Source organism: Bacillus sp. THAF10 (genome assembly GCF_009363695.1).
Taxonomy (GTDB): domain Bacteria; phylum Bacillota; class Bacilli; order Bacillales; family Bacillaceae_I; genus Sutcliffiella_A.
Map to the genome: position 1 here is coordinate 299,330 of NZ_CP045403.1, position 15,820 is coordinate 315,149.

Below are 15,820 nucleotides of genomic sequence, written 5' to 3' on the forward strand. Positions count from 1 at the left end.
TGATAAAATAAAAATTGGGTTTTAACGTTGGGAGGCATTCAAATTGGAATGGAATGAAAAAAACGAACAGCTCGTACAACTGCTAGTGAAAGATGTAAATGTATCAAAGGGACAAGCCAAAAAAGTAATTGCGCTTTTAGAGGAAGGAAACACCGTCCCGTTTATCGCAAGATATAGAAAAGAGCAAACAGGCTCTCTTGATGAAGTGCAAATTCGAGAGGTTATGGAAAAATGGCAATACATACAAAACCTTGAAACAAGAAAAGAAGAAGTCATTCGTCTTATTGAAGAACAAGGGAAATTAACGCCCGAACTAAAAAAAGGTATCTTAAAAGCGGCCAAACTGCAGCATGTCGAAGATCTGTATCGTCCTTATAAACAAAAACGCCGTACAAAAGCTACGGTGGCGAAGGAAAAAGGGCTAGAACCTTATGCACTATGGCTACTAAGCTTTCCGAGTGCACCTACCTTAGACGAAAAAGCAAAAGAGTTTCTCTCAGAAGAGGTAGAGGTGAATACGGTGGAGGATGTCTTGGCTGGCGCAAAGGATATTCTGGCTGAGATGTTCTCTGATGAACCTGCATACCGTCAATATATTCGTGACATTACCTACAAACAAGGTACTGTGGTGTCATCTGTTAAAAATGAAGAAAAAGACGAAAAGCAAGTATATGCCATGTATTATGAATATGAAGAGGCAATTAACAAAATCCTCCCTCACCGAATTCTGGCATTCAACCGTGGAGAAAAAGAAGAAATTCTAAGAGTATCGATCAGTGCCCCAATGGACCGGATATTGAGTTATTTAAAGCGCCAAATCATTAAAAAAGAGTCTTCCATTGCCGCCCCTGTTATTCAAGAGGCTATGGAGGATGGATACAAGCGCTTGATTGAGCCAGCTATTGAACGTGAAATCAGAAAAGAGTTAACAGAAAAAGCAGAGGAACAGGCGATTCATATTTTCTCAGAAAACCTTCGCAACCTTCTGCTTCAACCCCCTCTAAAGGGACGAGTTGTTCTTGGGGTGGACCCTGCCTACCGTACTGGCTGCAAGCTTGCTGTTGTTAATGAAACAGGAAAGGTGCTCAACATCGGAGTAATCTATCCTCACGCACCAGTGAACAAAAGGAAGGAAGCCGTTCAAAAGCTGTTAGCTATCTTACAAGAATATGCGATTGAAGTAGTGGCAGTTGGGAACGGGACAGCCTCACGAGAAACAGAACAACTGATTGCAGAAGTACTCAAGCAAAGTGGAAAAAGTATCTCTTACCTGATCGTGAATGAAGCCGGAGCAAGTGTCTATTCAGCGTCTGAGATTGCAAGAGAAGAGTTTCCTACTTTACAAGTGGAAGAGAGAAGTGCTGTTTCCATTGCTCGTAGACTTCAAGATCCACTTGCTGAACTGGTGAAGATTGACCCGAAATCAGTAGGAGTTGGACAATATCAGCACGATGTTGCCCAAAAACGTCTCTCAGATTCCTTAACCTTTGTCGTCGAAACGGTCGTTAACCAGGTAGGGGTTAACGTCAATACCGCTTCTTCTTCCTTGTTGCAATATGTAGCGGGTCTATCTAAATCTGTAGCAAATAATATTGTGAAAAAGCGTGAAGAGGAAGGGAAGTTTTCGAGCAGGTCAGACCTGAAAGGAATTCCAAGGCTTGGCGCCAAAACATACGAGCAGTGTATTGGATTCCTGCGAATTGTAGATGGAAAACAACCGCTAGATCGCACTGGCATTCATCCCGAAAACTATGCAAACGTAAAAAAACTTCTTAAGCAGTTAGGTGTTTCTGAAAAAGAAATTGGGACTTCAAAGCTGCAGGAAGCTTTAAAAGAAGTAGAGGTACATTCACTGGCGGACGAACTTCAAATCGGTGAAATCACCCTTCAAGATATTATCGACTCCTTAATCAGGCCGGAACGAGATCCGCGTGACGACATGCCAACGCCGTTGTTGAAGCAGGACGTATTAAAGATGGAAGACCTGAAAAAGGGAATGGAATTAGAGGGAACTGTCCGAAATGTTGTTGATTTCGGAGCGTTTGTGGATATTGGCGTAAAGCAGGACGGACTTGTGCACATCTCCAAATTGAGTGATCGTTTCGTTAAACATCCTCTTGATGTGGTAGCAGTTGGTGATATTGTCACCGTTTGGGTAGAAGGTGTAGAAGTAAACAAAGGCCGAGTATCCTTAACCATGCTAGAGCCGCAAAAGCAAGAAGCGTAAACAAAAGCTCCCCAAGTCTCTCTTTTTTAAAAAAAGGGAGGCTTGGGGGTAATTAGTATTATCCATTTTTTTTATGATAAAAAAACCAACACTGATTCAGCATCTTGATTTGGTAGCGGTCCTTCTCCAAGTAAGCACGCTGCATTTGTTTTTTAAACCAAGTTGGCAAGCGCCTGACCTCCTTCAACTTCAAAATCCGAAGCCCCCGAAGTAACAATCCTCTCATGAAAAAAATCTTTGCTCTATTGTATGCAGTATAAGAAAGAGGGTTCAAAGAGAAGGGAGAGAAAGAAATAATCATGGAAGATAAAGACCTGCAAAGATTAACTGAAGAGATATCTCTGGCTTTTTTTAAGGTGCCATTTCAGCATAATGCTACTTTTAATCCTAGGCTTAAAACAACCGGGGGAAGGTACCTAACCTCAACAAGCAATATTGAAATCAATAAAAAATACTATGATGCCCTAGGTATAGAGGAGCTAGTCGGAATCATTAAACATGAGCTATGTCACTATCATCTTCATATTAGAGGAAGAGGATATAAGCATCGAGATCAAGACTTTCGAAAGTTACTTAAAGAGGTTGGAGCTCCAAGGTTTTGTACTCCGATTCACACAGCCTCCACAAAGCCGAAAGCTTTTCGTATATATAAATGCGTGGATTGCCAACAGATATATAAAAGAATACGAAAAGTTAACACGATAAAGTACAGGTGTGGAAAGTGTCGAGGTAAGCTCGAAGAAATGCAAAAAAATGTTGACATAAAAGAGTAAAATATGATACATTTTTCAAGTCGCTATTTTTACAAAGGCGGCGAGGAAACAATTATGATAATATATCTTTTTAGAAAAAATGCACTTGACTTTTTCTGACAAGCTTATTAAAATTAAAACAGTCGCCTACGAGATATGTCGTAGGAAACTGGTACCGTTCCACCATAGCTCAGCGGTAGAGCACGTTCGAATAAGCTTCTTCGAGACGCTACAGCGTACCGATTGAGCCACATCGTGAATATGCCCCCTGAAATCGGGACGTTCGGCGTATATCAGAAATAAATATTCGTTGTCAATATCTATAATACCGTTCCACCATAGCTCAGCGGTAGAGCATTCGGCTGTTAACCGAAGGGTCGTAGGTTCGAATCCTACTGGTGGAGCCATATTGGAGAAGTACTCAAGTGGCTGAAGAGGCGCCCCTGCTAAGGGTGTAGGTCGTGTAAGCGGCGCGAGGGTTCAAATCCCTCCTTCTCCGCCATTCTATTATGGCCCGTTGGTCAAGCGGTTAAGACACCGCCCTTTCACGGCGGTAACACGGGTTCGAATCCCGTACGGGTCACTACTAAGTGGGATGCAAAACATTGGTTTTGCTTCCCATTTCTATCCTAGGAGGATTAGCTCAGCTGGGAGAGCACCTGCCTTACAAGCAGGGGGTCGGCGGTTCGATCCCGTCATCCTCCACCAGAAGGAACTTTTTTCTTAATAGCTTCACAACTTTCGAGTTCACTCGAAGAAGCTTAGAACAAGAAGTATATTTAATGGGCTATAGCCAAGCGGTAAGGCATCGCACTTTGACTGCGACATGCGTTGGTTCGAATCCAGCTAGCCCAGCCATTTTTCTTTAATATATGTATGCGGGTGTGGCGGAATTGGCAGACGCGCTAGACTTAGGATCTAGTGTCTTTGACGTGGGGGTTCGAGTCCCTTCACCCGCACCATACATTTTTAAAAGCTTTCATGTTACGCGGTCGTGGCGGAATGGCAGACGCGCTAGGTTGAGGGCCTAGTGGGGGTAACCCCGTGGAAGTTCGACTCTTCTCGGCCGCACCAAAAGAATTTAAAAAAAGTTGTTGACATTGAAACATCAACTTGTTATGATAGTTAAGTCGCCTTTGAGAGACGACATGAAAATAGAAATTAATATAAAGCGCCCGTAGCTCAATTGGATAGAGCGTTTGACTACGGATCAAAAGGTTAGGGGTTCGAGTCCTCTCGGGCGCGCCATTGCTTATTTTAAAGCGTTAGACGGGGAGTAGCTCAGCTTGGTAGAGCACTTGGTTTGGGACCAAGGGGTCGCAGGTTCGAATCCTGTCTTCCCGATACTTTATAATATGCGGGTGTAGTTTAATGGTAAAACCTCAGCCTTCCAAGCTGATGTCGTGGGTTCGATTCCCATCACCCGCTCCATAAATGCTCTTTGAAAACTAAACAAAACAACAGCGTCCACGTTGACCTTACGAGGTTAACATGAACGAATTTAAGTAACAAGCTAGCAACAAATTTTGAGCAACAGCTCAAACTCTTTATTGGAGAGTTTGATCCTGGCTCAGGACGAACGCTGGCGGCGTGCCTAATACATGCAAGTCGAGCGAACTTCTTAAAAGCTTGCTTTTATAGAAGTTAGCGGCGGACGGGTGAGTAACACGTGGGCAACCTGCCTGTAAGACTGGGATAACTTCGGGAAACCGGAGCTAATACCGGATAATACAAGAAACCTCCTGGTTTCTTGTTGAAAGATGGTTTCGGCTATCACTTACAGATGGGCCCGCGGCGCATTAGCTAGTTGGTGAGGTAACGGCTCACCAAGGCGACGATGCGTAGCCGACCTGAGAGGGTGATCGGCCACACTGGGACTGAGACACGGCCCAGACTCCTACGGGAGGCAGCAGTAGGGAATCTTCCACAATGGACGAAAGTCTGATGGAGCAACGCCGCGTGAGCGATGAAGGCCTTCGGGTCGTAAAGCTCTGTTGTTAGGGAAGAACAAGTGCGAGAGTAACTGCTCGCACCTTGACGGTACCTAACCAGAAAGCCACGGCTAACTACGTGCCAGCAGCCGCGGTAATACGTAGGTGGCAAGCGTTGTCCGGAATTATTGGGCGTAAAGCGCGCGCAGGCGGTTTCTTAAGTCTGATGTGAAAGCCCACGGCTCAACCGTGGAGGGTCATTGGAAACTGGGGAACTTGAGTGCAGAAGAGGAGAGTGGAATTCCACGTGTAGCGGTGAAATGCGTAGAGATGTGGAGGAACACCAGTGGCGAAGGCGACTCTCTGGTCTGTAACTGACGCTGAGGCGCGAAAGCGTGGGGAGCAAACAGGATTAGATACCCTGGTAGTCCACGCCGTAAACGATGAGTGCTAAGTGTTAGAGGGTTTCCGCCCTTTAGTGCTGCAGCTAACGCATTAAGCACTCCGCCTGGGGAGTACGGTCGCAAGACTGAAACTCAAAGGAATTGACGGGGGCCCGCACAAGCGGTGGAGCATGTGGTTTAATTCGAAGCAACGCGAAGAACCTTACCAGGTCTTGACATCCTCTGACCACTCTAGAGATAGAGCCTTCCCCTTCGGGGGACAGAGTGACAGGTGGTGCATGGTTGTCGTCAGCTCGTGTCGTGAGATGTTGGGTTAAGTCCCGCAACGAGCGCAACCCTTGATCTTAGTTGCCAGCATTCAGTTGGGCACTCTAAGGTGACTGCCGGTGACAAACCGGAGGAAGGTGGGGATGACGTCAAATCATCATGCCCCTTATGACCTGGGCTACACACGTGCTACAATGGACGGTACAAAGGGCAGCAAAACCGCGAGGTCGAGCCAATCCCATAAAACCGTTCTCAGTTCGGATTGCAGGCTGCAACTCGCCTGCATGAAGCCGGAATCGCTAGTAATCGCGGATCAGCATGCCGCGGTGAATACGTTCCCGGGCCTTGTACACACCGCCCGTCACACCACGAGAGTTTGTAACACCCGAAGTCGGTGGGGTAACCTTTTGGAGCCAGCCGCCTAAGGTGGGACAGATGATTGGGGTGAAGTCGTAACAAGGTAGCCGTATCGGAAGGTGCGGCTGGATCACCTCCTTTCTAAGGATAAAGACGCTTGTTGTTTTGTTTAGTTTTGAGAGAGCATTCTCTCTATTATGAATGGCAAATCTGTCGATTTGTCTCATTTGTTCCTTGAAAACTAGATAATGTAACTAATATCAAGATATTCACAAAATATCGTTCATCTTAGTAATTTTCTAATAGATATCATCGCTGATATCGACACAAGACCGTTTGGTCTGAGGTTAAGTTATTAAGGGCGCACGGTGGATGCCTTGGCACTAGGAGCCGATGAAGGACGGGACTAACACCGATATGCTTCGGGGAGCTGTAAGTAAGCGTTGATCCGGAGATTTCCGAATGGGGAAACCCACTGCTCGTAATGGAGCAGTATCCTTATCTGAATACATAGGGTATGGAAGGCAGACCCGGGGAACTGAAACATCTTAGTACCCGGAGGAAGAGAAAGCAAATGCGATTTCCTGAGTAGCGGCGAGCGAAACGGAATTAGCCCAAACCAAGAGGCTTGCCTCTTGGGGTTGTAGGACACTCTACATGGAGTTACAAAGGAACGGGGTAGATGAAGCGACCTGGAAAGGTCCGTCATAGAAGGTAAAAACCCTGTAGTTGAAACTTCGTTCCCTCCTGAGTGGATCCTGAGTACGGCGGGACACGAGAAATCCCGTCGGAAGCAGGGAGGACCATCTCCCAAGGCTAAATACTCCCTAGTGACCGATAGTGAACCAGTACCGTGAGGGAAAGGTGAAAAGCACCCCGGAAGGGGAGTGAAATAGATCCTGAAACCGTGTGCCTACAAGTAGTTAGAGCCCGTTAATGGGTGATAGCGTGCCTTTTGTAGAATGAACCGGCGAGTTACGATCCCGTGCAAGGTTAAGTCGAAGAGACGGAGCCGTAGCGAAAGCGAGTCTGAATAGGGCGCATGAGTACGTGGTCGTAGACCCGAAACCAGGTGATCTACCCATGTCCAGGGTGAAGTTCAGGTAACACTGAATGGAGGCCCGAACCGACTCACGTTGAAAAGTGAGCGGATGAGGTGTGGGTAGGGGTGAAATGCCAATCGAACCTGGAGATAGCTGGTTCTCTCCGAAATAGCTTTAGGGCTAGCCTCATGTAGTAAGAGTCTTGGAGGTAGAGCACTGATTGGACTAGGGGTCCTCATCGGATTACCGAATTCAGTCAAACTCCGAATGCCAAAGACTTATCCATGGGAGTCAGACTGCGAGTGATAAGATCCGTAGTCAAGAGGGAAACAGCCCAGACCGCCAGCTAAGGTCCCCAAGTATACGTTAAGTGGAAAAGGATGTGGAGTTGCTTAGACAACCAGGATGTTGGCTTAGAAGCAGCCACCATTTAAAGAGTGCGTAATAGCTCACTGGTCGAGTGACTCTGCGCCGAAAATGTACCGGGGCTAAACGTATCACCGAAGCTGCGGACTGTTCTTACGAACAGTGGTAGGAGAGCGTTCTAAGGGCGTTGAAGCTAGACCGGAAGGACTGGTGGAGCGCTTAGAAGTGAGAATGCCGGTATGAGTAGCGAAAGAAGGGTGAGAATCCCTTCCACCGAATGCCTAAGGTTTCCTGAGGAAGGCTCGTCCGCTCAGGGTTAGTCGGGACCTAAGCCGAGGCCGAAAGGCGTAGGCGATGGATAACAGGTTGATATTCCTGTACCACCTCCACTCCGTTTGAGCAACGGGGGGACGCAGAAGGATAGGGTAAGCGCGCTGTTGGATATGCGCGTCTAAGCAGTAAGGCTGAGAAGTAGGCAAATCCGCTTCTCCTATAAGGCTGAGCTGTGATAGCGAGGGAAATATAGTACCGAAGTTCCTGATTTCACACTGCCAAGAAAAGCCTCTAGCGAGGAGTGAGGTGCCCGTACCGCAAACCGACACAGGTAGGCGAGGAGAGAATCCTAAGGTGAGCGAGAGAACTCTGGTTAAGGAACTCGGCAAAATGACCCCGTAACTTCGGGAGAAGGGGTGCTCTGTTAGGGTGTTAAAGCCCGAGAGAGCCGCAGTGAATAGGCCCAGGCGACTGTTTAGCAAAAACACAGGTCTCTGCGAAGCCGTAAGGCGAAGTATAGGGGCTGACGCCTGCCCGGTGCTGGAAGGTTAAGGGGAGAGGTTAGCGCAAGCGAAGCTTTGAACCGAAGCCCCAGTAAACGGCGGCCGTAACTATAACGGTCCTAAGGTAGCGAAATTCCTTGTCGGGTAAGTTCCGACCCGCACGAAAGGCGTAACGATCTGGGCACTGTCTCAACCAGAGACTCGGTGAAATTATAGTACCTGTGAAGATGCAGGTTACCCGCGACAGGACGGAAAGACCCCGTGGAGCTTTACTGTAGCCTGATATTGAATTTTGGTACAGCTTGTACAGGATAGGTAGGAGCCTTGGAAGCCGGAGCGCTAGCTTCGGTGGAGGCGTCGGTGGGATACTACCCTGGCTGTATTGAAATTCTAACCCGCAGCCCTTATCGGGCTGGGAGACAGTGTCAGGTGGGCAGTTTGACTGGGGCGGTCGCCTCCTAAAGAGTAACGGAGGCGCCCAAAGGTTCCCTCAGAATGGTTGGAAATCATTCGCAGAGTGTAAAGGCACAAGGGAGCTTGACTGCGAGACCTACAAGTCGAGCAGGGACGAAAGTCGGGCTTAGTGATCCGGTGGTTCCGCATGGAAGGGCCATCGCTCAACGGATAAAAGCTACCCCGGGGATAACAGGCTTATCTCCCCCAAGAGTCCACATCGACGGGGAGGTTTGGCACCTCGATGTCGGCTCATCGCATCCTGGGGCTGTAGTCGGTCCCAAGGGTTGGGCTGTTCGCCCATTAAAGCGGTACGCGAGCTGGGTTCAGAACGTCGTGAGACAGTTCGGTCCCTATCCGTCGTGGGCGCAGGAAATTTGAGAGGAGCTGTCCTTAGTACGAGAGGACCGGGATGGACGCACCGCTGGTGTACCAGTTGTCTTGCCAAAGGCATAGCTGGGTAGCTACGTGCGGACGGGATAAGTGCTGAAAGCATCTAAGCATGAAGCCCCCCTCAAGATGAGATTTCCTTTTACTTCGGTAAGTAAGATCCCTGAAAGATGATCAGGTAGATAGGTTCGAGGTGGAAGCGTGGCGACACGTGCAGCTGACGAATACTAATCGATCGAGGACTTAACCCAATTTGATTTACATGATGACACGATAGAATTCTTGATATGAACACATTATCTAGTTTTGAAGGAATAATATGCTAAAAATAGCTTGATTTTCTTCAAAAGTATATTATAATAATAATTGTCTGGTGGCGATAGCGAAGAGGTCACACCCGTTCCCATACCGAACACGGAAGTTAAGCTCTTCAGCGCCAATGGTAGTTGGGGGCTGTCCCCCTGTGAGAGTAGGACGTTGCCAGGCGGTCATTATTTATAGAAATGATTCATTTATTATTATCGCGGGGTGGAGCAGTCTGGTAGCTCGTCGGGCTCATAACCCGAAGGTCGCAGGTTCAAATCCTGTCCCCGCAACCAAAATGGTCCCGTGGTGTAGCGGTTAACATGCCTGCCTGTCACGCAGGAGATCGCCGGTTCGATCCCGGTCGGGACCGCCATTTTTTTAAAAAACGAAACTTGCTTTCGTTATTTTTTTTGTCTTTTTTTGGCTACACCCCCACAAACACCTCAATCCTAGTCCTTTCCTATGCCCGCAATTTCCACGATATCATCCATAATAATTCCCTTTTTTACATAGTGAATAAGCTTAGCTGCTTCTGTTTCTACTCTTTTTCTCCCATACGGATTAAGGTGCCAATTTTCTTTTCTTGTGGTTTTGTCATTGGCGGCTACTAAACTATAAGTTATCCAAGCTGGCATATATGTTTTTAACGTGAGCTGCATTCTTCTCAAATGATAGGGAGCTGTCACTACAATCAAGTTATTCATGTGGTGAAGCCCAATGGCGCGATCAAGGATAAGGAGGGAAGCGAGTACGTTTTCTTTTGTATGTAGGGATTGGGTTTCGGTAAGGATATCTTGATCCGTGACTCCTTCTTCCAGCGCTTTTACTTTCAGTGTTTCCGCCTCTGTTATTAAGTTTCCATCCCAGATAACACCACCTGAAAAAAGAATTTTCTTAGACCTTCCTTGACGATAGAGTTCTAGGGCTTTAGGGAGTCGGTAATCGACTGCTTTGCTGCTGCCAGGTACAAAAATACACTCTCCCGGTTGGTTATCATCATCAAGGCCATTATATAAAAGGTCTGTATACTGGTGATCATTCAATAATGCCGGTTTAAGTGAAGAAATTTTAGTTTTCATGTTTTAATCTAACCTCCTTCTCTTAACAAGATATGCTATAAATAACGATCTGTCAGTCTCTCATTTAATAGAAACAGGGTGAAACCTAGTTGATTTCACCCTGTTTCTAGAAATATGTTAGTTATAATTAGCTTTATGTGCCTCAAGGATTTCTTGAGAGGTTACTGCCGTCCAGTCTTCAAGTGATAAGCCTTTCGCATCTGCATAAGCCTTCACCATTTTGTAGCTCTCGCTTAGACCGTACTGATTTGGTAATCCATTTTTTCCGCCTAGAAGGATTTCTTTTGCTCGTTTATCGTCTTCTGTTTCAAGATCTCCTTCAATTCGGGTCCATAAATCTTTATTGTATGTTTCATCTACAGGAGCTACATCAATTTTTGGATAAATCATTTTTTGGAACATCATCCCTTTTCCTTCCATAACCATGTGGTCAAGGATGGTGAAGGATTCGCCGTTATAATGATTATCTACCCAGTAACTGTGGTGATATTTACTTGCAACAGTTGCTTTCAATTGATTGTTTGTCGTGTTTCTATCGAATAGAACAACGATTTTACCTACACCTGCTGTGACAATCGTTGCTGGTGCATTATTGTCAGTTGGGAATATACAAACCGTTGTTTTGCTTCCTTCCACAGGAAGCTCGTTGGACGACTTCGTTAACGCATCTTTAATCGCTTTGTTTATCTCTATAGAATCCATTCTTTTTAAATTGTCCTGCACAGCAATTCTATTTTTTGGCGGAGCTAATACATACTCTGCTTGTTGTTCAAATTCTCCACCTTTAAAGCATCTATCAGCAATTCCATCAAGAATATTTGAGTTATAATAATTCTTAGCTTCTTCCCCTTTAAGTCCTTCTGCATAAAAATCATCAAATAATTGATATGCGTGGATGATTTCAAATTCTTGTCCATTATTTTCGAAGGAGTATTCTAACTCGATGGCAGCTTCTTCTGCTCCTGCTCCATCTCCTCCTCCATTACAACCTGCAAGTGCTAAAACCAAGATGCTAAAAAACAAAAAACTAGTAAAACGCATTGCTTTCCCTCCTAAGTTAATATTTGCCCCCTATAAATTATATCGGCTACCAAGTTTAAATATTCTATAAATTATGACAAATTCCTTCTTTTTATAAATAATTTTACTTAGGAATATTTACCCAATGCATTTAGTAATAATATGCTGTTGATTCCCGCAAAACGGCTCCGCGTCCGCAGAGCGATTTGTGAGCCTCCACGACTACTCTCCAGTCAATCGATTCATTCCCGAGAAGAGTCTACGCCTTTTGCTCCAATCAACAGCTATAAAGCACTCATTTATATAAAAACCTCATAAAAAAAACCACCCCTAAAGGTGGTTGAGTTAAGTATTTATTAATCTACAAGCTTAACAAGCATATGAGCGAGCTTGTGTCGTTCTTCTTGGGTGCCAACTTTCCATAGTTCTTGTAAAAGCTTTTCTTCACTGTTTCGTGGGTCTTCATGCTTGGCAAGATAGTCGCCGACCTTCTCAGCAGCAATTGCTAGCTGCTCTTCTCCAAGGCCAACCTTTTTACCTGTGGATACTTTGTCACTTAAGTAGCTTTTAAAGGTGTCAAAATCAGCTAAAATCTGCTCCTTCTTGCTTGGATCCATGTTTTCAACTTTTTGTTCAACTCTGTCTTCGGTTGCCTGACGATCTGTGTATGCCATTAGAAGATTCCTCCTTTATATTAGCTATCTCTTGTCCATATCCTTTTTTTGGTGGATGTAAACATGGTGGGGAAACATTTTCATTCTGTTAGCCCATTCGCTATAATAGACGATAGCACACTGAAGTGAGGAGAGAGCCTTTTGTCTATTTCGGATGAATTTGCATTTATTAAAGCCATTCAGCCACAGCGCCTGTTTCATGAAAATAAAGTTGTCGGGATAGGTGATGATGCTGCGATAGTGGATATAGAGGATGGATTTGAAAAAGTCATCTGTGTGGATACGATGGTAGAGGACATTCATTTTACCAAGAAAACGATGTCACCCAAGGACATAGGCTTTAAGGCACTTGCTGCAAATATTAGTGATGTGGCCGCAATGGGTGGAATTCCTCTTTATTATTTAGTTTCCATTACGATTCCAACGTCATGGAGTCAAACGGAGCTACAGGAGATATATGAAGGAATGCAGCTGCTTGGAGATGAGTATAAGATGGACCTGATTGGTGGAGATACCACTTCTGGAAAGGCGCTTGTCCTAAGTGTGTTTGTGATTGGAAAAATTGAAAAAGGCAAAAGATTGCTGCGCTCCAATGCGGTTCATCAAGACGTGGTATTTGTTTCAGGGACAGTAGGGAATGCGGCAGCGGGTCTTGATATCCTTTTACATAGTAAACAATACGATGATTGTTTAGTTGCACATCATCAGCGACCAAAGCCACAGGTTACTCTAGGCAGGCTCTTAAGTGAATTTGACCGAGTAGCCTTAAATGATGTTAGTGATGGACTATCAAGTGAGCTTTTGGAAATAGCAGAAGCGAGCAGGGTAGATATTGTGATAAATGAGGAAATACTACCGTTAAGCACAGAAATAATGGATTATAATAGAGAAAAGGCCGTGGAATGGGCAATGACTGGCGGAGAGGATTTCGAGCTTGTTGGGACCATTGCAGAAAACGATTGGCCAATGCTTGTTCAAAAATGTGAGAATCAAGGAATTCGGATTACCGCCATTGGAAAAGTGCAAAGTGGGTCCGGAAGGCTATTTTTAGAGACGAACGAAGGCAATAGTGAAATAAAAAAATCAGGCTTTAATCATTTTAAGAGAAGTTAGGAGTAGGGTACGATGTTGCAAGTGGAGGTTATGACTCATTCTGCTGAGGAAACCATGGCAAAGTCTGAGGCGTTAGGGAGACTTCTTCATGGTGGAGAAGTGATACTGTTAGAAGGAGATCTTGGAGCAGGGAAAACGACGTTTACAAAGGGACTTGCCAAAGGACTGGATGTGACAAGAAATGTGAACAGTCCAACATTTACAATCATAAAAGAATACCACGGGCGATTGCCACTGTATCATATGGACGTGTACCGTCTGGCAGAAAGTGAAGAGGATTTAGGGTTTGATGATTATTTTGAAGGCGAAGGTGTCTCGGTGGTCGAGTGGGCCCATTTAATCGAGGAGTTTCTTCCAGAAGAAAGACTGGAAATCTATATTTACCATCATGGAGATGATGAACGAAAGCTTGTGCTGACGCCAAAAGGTGAACGCTATGAAGCAATATGCAAGGAGTTAGTGGAATGACAAAAGTATTAGCGATTGATACCTCAACGTATGTATTGGGTGTTGGAATTATAGAGGAAGATAAAGTAGTTGGAGAGCTTGTGACCCATCTGAAAAAAAATCATTCCCTTCGTGCGATGCCAGCCATCGAACAGCTGATGAGAGATTGTGAGATCAAGCCAGCAGAACTAGATAAAATTGTGGTGGGAAAAGGACCAGGATCCTATACCGGTGTTAGAATAGGCGTGACGCTTGCAAAGACGCTTGCCTGGAGCATGAACAAGCCATTGGTGGGAATTTCAAGCTTAGAAGCGGTTGCTGCAAATGGGCGTTATTTTCAAGGTAGCATTTGTTCGCTGATGGATGCAAGACGAGGTCAGGTATATACAGGACTGTATCGTTATCGTGATGGTGAACTTCAGACAGACATCGAGGATATCAATATTTTATTAACAGACTGGCTGGCTGTTATAAAAGATAAGCAGGAGCCTGTCCTATTTATGGGAAATGATGTGCACCTTCATAAGCAAACTATCATAGAGTACCTAGGAGAACTGGCGCATTTTGCCCATGGTAGTGAAAATACGCTAAAACCTAGGGAACTTGCATTTCTTGGGCTAACGAGAGAAGCAGAGGACGTGCATGCTTTTGTTCCTAACTATACAAGACTTGCAGAGGCAGAGGCGAAATGGTTGGAAAGTAAAGAAAAATAGGTGAAGAGGATGAATTCGTTAATCGGGATCAATAAAATGTCTGTCTATGACATTGACGGAGTGTACAAGGTGGAGCTGAAATCCTTTGCTACACCGTGGACAAAGGATGCTTTTTACTATGAACTGACGAATAATCCATATGCCCATTATCTTGTCATGAAGGAAAACGAGAGAGTAATCGGGTACTGTGGCATTTGGATTGTCATGGGAGAAGCGCAAATCACCAACATTGCCATCGACCCTGACTGCAGGGGGCGAAAGTTAGGAGATTTGCTGTTAGCAAAAGCGATGGAATATTGTAAAATGGTTGGAGCAACAACGGTGTCCCTAGAAGTACGGGTTTCCAATATTGTGGCGCAATCATTATATCGCAAGCACGGCTTCCAAAACGGAGGCATTCGAAAAAATTATTATGTGGATAACCATGAAGACGCATTAGTGATGTGGGTGAATATATGAAAATGACGGATGAATTAATACTTGGCATTGAAACGAGCTGTGATGAAACAGCCGTGGCCATTATTAAAAACGGAAAAGAAATCGTGACAAATATTGTTGCTTCGCAAATTGAAAGCCATCAACGCTTTGGTGGGGTGGTACCTGAAATTGCCTCCAGACATCATGTGGAGCAAATGACGATGGTGCTAGAAGAAGCGCTATCACAAAGCGAACTAACGATGGAGGACATCGATGCAATTGCCGTAACAGAAGGGCCAGGACTTGTTGGAGCCCTCCTCATTGGTGTAAATGCAGCAAAAGCATTAGCATTTGCGCATGACAAGCCGCTAGTAGGCGTGCATCACATTGCAGGCCATATTTATGCCAATCAGCTTGTAGCAGATTTAGAGTTTCCATTGCTTTCTCTAGTCGTATCAGGTGGGCATACGGAGCTTGTTTATATGAAAGAGCATGGTTCCTTTGAAGTAATAGGCGAAACGAGGGATGATGCTGTGGGTGAGGCTTACGATAAAGTGGCCCGTACGCTTCAGCTTCCTTATCCTGGAGGTCCACATATTGACCGGATGGCACAAGAGGGGACACCTTCTATTAAACTTCCTCGCGCATGGCTAGAAGAAGACTCCTATGATTTTAGCTTTTCAGGACTAAAATCAGCGGTAATTAACACGCTTCACAATGCAAAGCAAAAGGGAGAAGAAATTATCCCTGAGGATTTAGCAGCAAGCTTTCAGGAGAGTGTAATAGACGTGCTTGTCGGAAAAACAATTCGGGCCATGAAAGAATACGGAGTGAACCAGGTCTTGTTAGCAGGTGGAGTAGCCGCTAATAAGGGACTTAGAGGTGCGCTTCAGACGGCTGTGGATAAAGAGGGGAAACAGTTGATCATTCCTCCGCTCTCGTTGTGCACAGACAATGCGGCGATGATAGCAGCTGCAGGAAGTGTCCTGTACCGCTTAGGAAAACGCTCTGGAATGGACCTGAATGCCAATCCAGGATTAGATATTGAAAAGCCTTTTAGCTGATAACGATCAGTTAAAAGGTTT

At 45.3% G+C, this 15,820-nt stretch carries 11 protein-coding genes, 12 tRNA genes and 3 rRNA genes; 22 read left to right on the forward strand and 4 right to left on the reverse strand.

Annotated features, from left to right (window positions below; genetic code table 11):
- Positions 1 to 43 precede the first annotated feature (43 nt).
- Complete coding sequence (locus tag FIU87_RS01620) at positions 44 to 2,227, forward strand: Tex family protein (protein WP_152442982.1); 2,184 nt, start codon at positions 44 to 46, stop codon at positions 2,225 to 2,227.
- 58 nt (positions 2,228 to 2,285) lie between these two features.
- Here FIU87_RS01620 and cmpA read toward each other — a convergent pair whose 3' ends face one another.
- On the reverse strand, positions 2,286 to 2,396 hold the full coding sequence (cmpA, locus tag FIU87_RS01625; RefSeq protein ID WP_152442983.1) for a cortex morphogenetic protein CmpA: 111 nt from the start codon (positions 2,394 to 2,396) through the stop codon (positions 2,286 to 2,288).
- A 130-nt stretch (positions 2,397 to 2,526) separates the two neighbouring features.
- Between cmpA and FIU87_RS01630 the strand changes: the two genes are divergently transcribed.
- From FIU87_RS01630 to FIU87_RS01705, 16 genes are all read left to right on the forward strand, one after another.
- Positions 2,527 to 3,000: a SprT family protein gene (locus FIU87_RS01630; RefSeq protein WP_152442984.1), complete on the forward strand. Its 474-nt coding sequence runs from the start codon at positions 2,527 to 2,529 to the stop codon at positions 2,998 to 3,000.
- 311 nt (positions 3,001 to 3,311) lie between these two features.
- Positions 3,312 to 3,386, forward strand: a tRNA-Asn gene (locus FIU87_RS01635).
- A 4-nt stretch (positions 3,387 to 3,390) separates the two neighbouring features.
- Positions 3,391 to 3,481 (forward strand) — tRNA-Ser (locus FIU87_RS01640).
- A 9-nt stretch (positions 3,482 to 3,490) separates the two neighbouring features.
- Positions 3,491 to 3,562 (forward strand) — tRNA-Glu (locus FIU87_RS01645).
- A gap of 49 nt (positions 3,563 to 3,611) precedes the next feature.
- Positions 3,612 to 3,687 (forward strand) — tRNA-Val (locus FIU87_RS01650).
- A 75-nt stretch (positions 3,688 to 3,762) separates the two neighbouring features.
- Positions 3,763 to 3,837 (forward strand) — tRNA-Gln (locus FIU87_RS01655).
- A 20-nt stretch (positions 3,838 to 3,857) separates the two neighbouring features.
- Positions 3,858 to 3,941, forward strand: a tRNA-Leu gene (locus FIU87_RS01660).
- A 26-nt stretch (positions 3,942 to 3,967) separates the two neighbouring features.
- Positions 3,968 to 4,053, forward strand: a tRNA-Leu gene (locus tag FIU87_RS01665).
- A gap of 97 nt (positions 4,054 to 4,150) precedes the next feature.
- Positions 4,151 to 4,227: transfer RNA gene (locus tag FIU87_RS01670), tRNA-Arg, on the forward strand.
- 22 nt (positions 4,228 to 4,249) lie between these two features.
- Positions 4,250 to 4,323 (forward strand) — tRNA-Pro (locus tag FIU87_RS01675).
- Between the two features lie 13 nt (positions 4,324 to 4,336).
- Positions 4,337 to 4,410, forward strand: a tRNA-Gly gene (locus tag FIU87_RS01680).
- Positions 4,411 to 4,526: 116 nt separating this feature from the next.
- Positions 4,527 to 6,079 (forward strand): 16S ribosomal RNA (locus tag FIU87_RS01685).
- A gap of 204 nt (positions 6,080 to 6,283) precedes the next feature.
- Positions 6,284 to 9,217, forward strand: a 23S ribosomal RNA gene (locus FIU87_RS01690).
- A gap of 118 nt (positions 9,218 to 9,335) precedes the next feature.
- Positions 9,336 to 9,452 (forward strand): 5S ribosomal RNA (gene rrf, locus FIU87_RS01695).
- The 16S, 23S and 5S rRNA genes sit together here with 12 tRNA genes alongside, the layout of an rRNA operon.
- A 36-nt stretch (positions 9,453 to 9,488) precedes the next feature.
- Positions 9,489 to 9,565: transfer RNA gene (locus FIU87_RS01700), tRNA-Met, on the forward strand.
- 4 nt (positions 9,566 to 9,569) lie between these two features.
- Positions 9,570 to 9,645 (forward strand) — tRNA-Asp (locus tag FIU87_RS01705).
- A 76-nt stretch (positions 9,646 to 9,721) separates the two neighbouring features.
- On the opposite strand, the gene FIU87_RS01710 is transcribed toward FIU87_RS01705, so the two are convergent.
- The 3 genes from FIU87_RS01710 to FIU87_RS01720 all read right to left on the reverse strand — a co-directional run bounded on the left by FIU87_RS01710 (position 9,722) and on the right by FIU87_RS01720 (position 12,045).
- Positions 9,722 to 10,351: a YdcF family protein gene (locus FIU87_RS01710; protein ID WP_152442985.1), complete on the reverse strand. Its 630-nt coding sequence runs from the start codon at positions 10,349 to 10,351 to the stop codon at positions 9,722 to 9,724.
- A 117-nt stretch (positions 10,352 to 10,468) separates the two neighbouring features.
- A complete protein-coding gene (locus FIU87_RS01715; protein ID WP_152442986.1) occupies positions 10,469 to 11,392 on the reverse strand; it encodes a DUF2268 domain-containing putative Zn-dependent protease in 924 nt (307 codons plus the stop codon).
- A 335-nt stretch (positions 11,393 to 11,727) separates the two neighbouring features.
- On the reverse strand, positions 11,728 to 12,045 hold the full coding sequence (locus tag FIU87_RS01720) for a DUF3243 domain-containing protein (RefSeq protein WP_152442987.1): 318 nt from the start codon (positions 12,043 to 12,045) through the stop codon (positions 11,728 to 11,730).
- 141 nt (positions 12,046 to 12,186) lie between these two features.
- On the opposite strand from FIU87_RS01720, the gene thiL reads away from it, so the two are divergent.
- Genes thiL through tsaD form a run of 5 tightly spaced genes read left to right on the forward strand, consistent with a single transcriptional unit; the run spans position 12,187 to position 15,799 of the window.
- Complete coding sequence (thiL, locus tag FIU87_RS01725) at positions 12,187 to 13,158, forward strand: thiamine-phosphate kinase (protein WP_152442988.1); 972 nt, start codon at positions 12,187 to 12,189, stop codon at positions 13,156 to 13,158.
- Positions 13,159 to 13,170: 12 nt separating this feature from the next.
- Positions 13,171 to 13,626, forward strand: a complete 456-nt coding sequence (tsaE, locus tag FIU87_RS01730) for a tRNA (adenosine(37)-N6)-threonylcarbamoyltransferase complex ATPase subunit type 1 TsaE (RefSeq protein WP_152442989.1) — start codon at positions 13,171 to 13,173, stop codon at positions 13,624 to 13,626.
- Positions 13,623 to 14,318 (forward strand): tRNA (adenosine(37)-N6)-threonylcarbamoyltransferase complex dimerization subunit type 1 TsaB, encoded by a 696-nt coding sequence (tsaB, locus tag FIU87_RS01735; protein WP_152442990.1) that lies wholly within the window; start codon positions 13,623 to 13,625, stop codon positions 14,316 to 14,318. The genes tsaE and tsaB overlap by 4 nt, the downstream gene beginning before the upstream one ends.
- 9 nt (positions 14,319 to 14,327) lie before the next feature.
- Positions 14,328 to 14,777: a ribosomal protein S18-alanine N-acetyltransferase gene (gene rimI, locus FIU87_RS01740; RefSeq protein WP_152442991.1), complete on the forward strand. Its 450-nt coding sequence runs from the start codon at positions 14,328 to 14,330 to the stop codon at positions 14,775 to 14,777.
- Positions 14,774 to 15,799: a tRNA (adenosine(37)-N6)-threonylcarbamoyltransferase complex transferase subunit TsaD gene (tsaD, locus tag FIU87_RS01745; RefSeq protein WP_172970911.1), complete on the forward strand. Its 1,026-nt coding sequence runs from the start codon at positions 14,774 to 14,776 to the stop codon at positions 15,797 to 15,799. Before rimI ends, tsaD begins: the two co-directional genes overlap by 4 nt.
- The last annotated feature ends 21 nt before the right edge of the window (positions 15,800 to 15,820 follow it).

Bases quoted from the DNA above. Each gene is read 5' to 3' on its own strand.
- FIU87_RS01630 (WP_152442984.1), top strand. From the start codon at position 2,527: ATGGAAGATAAAGACCTGCAAAGATTAACTGAAGAGATATCTCTGGCT.
- FIU87_RS01710 (WP_152442985.1), bottom strand. From the start codon at position 10,351: ATGAAAACTAAAATTTCTTCACTTAAACCGGCATTATTGAATGATCAC.
- FIU87_RS01715 (WP_152442986.1), bottom strand. From the start codon at position 11,392: ATGCGTTTTACTAGTTTTTTGTTTTTTAGCATCTTGGTTTTAGCACTT.
- FIU87_RS01720 (WP_152442987.1), bottom strand. From the start codon at position 12,045: ATGGCATACACAGATCGTCAGGCAACCGAAGACAGAGTTGAACAAAAA.
- tsaE (WP_152442989.1), top strand. From the start codon at position 13,171: ATGTTGCAAGTGGAGGTTATGACTCATTCTGCTGAGGAAACCATGGCA.
- tsaB (WP_152442990.1), top strand. From the start codon at position 13,623: ATGACAAAAGTATTAGCGATTGATACCTCAACGTATGTATTGGGTGTT.
- rimI (WP_152442991.1), top strand. From the start codon at position 14,328: ATGAATTCGTTAATCGGGATCAATAAAATGTCTGTCTATGACATTGAC.
- tsaD (WP_172970911.1), top strand. From the start codon at position 14,774: ATGAAAATGACGGATGAATTAATACTTGGCATTGAAACGAGCTGTGAT.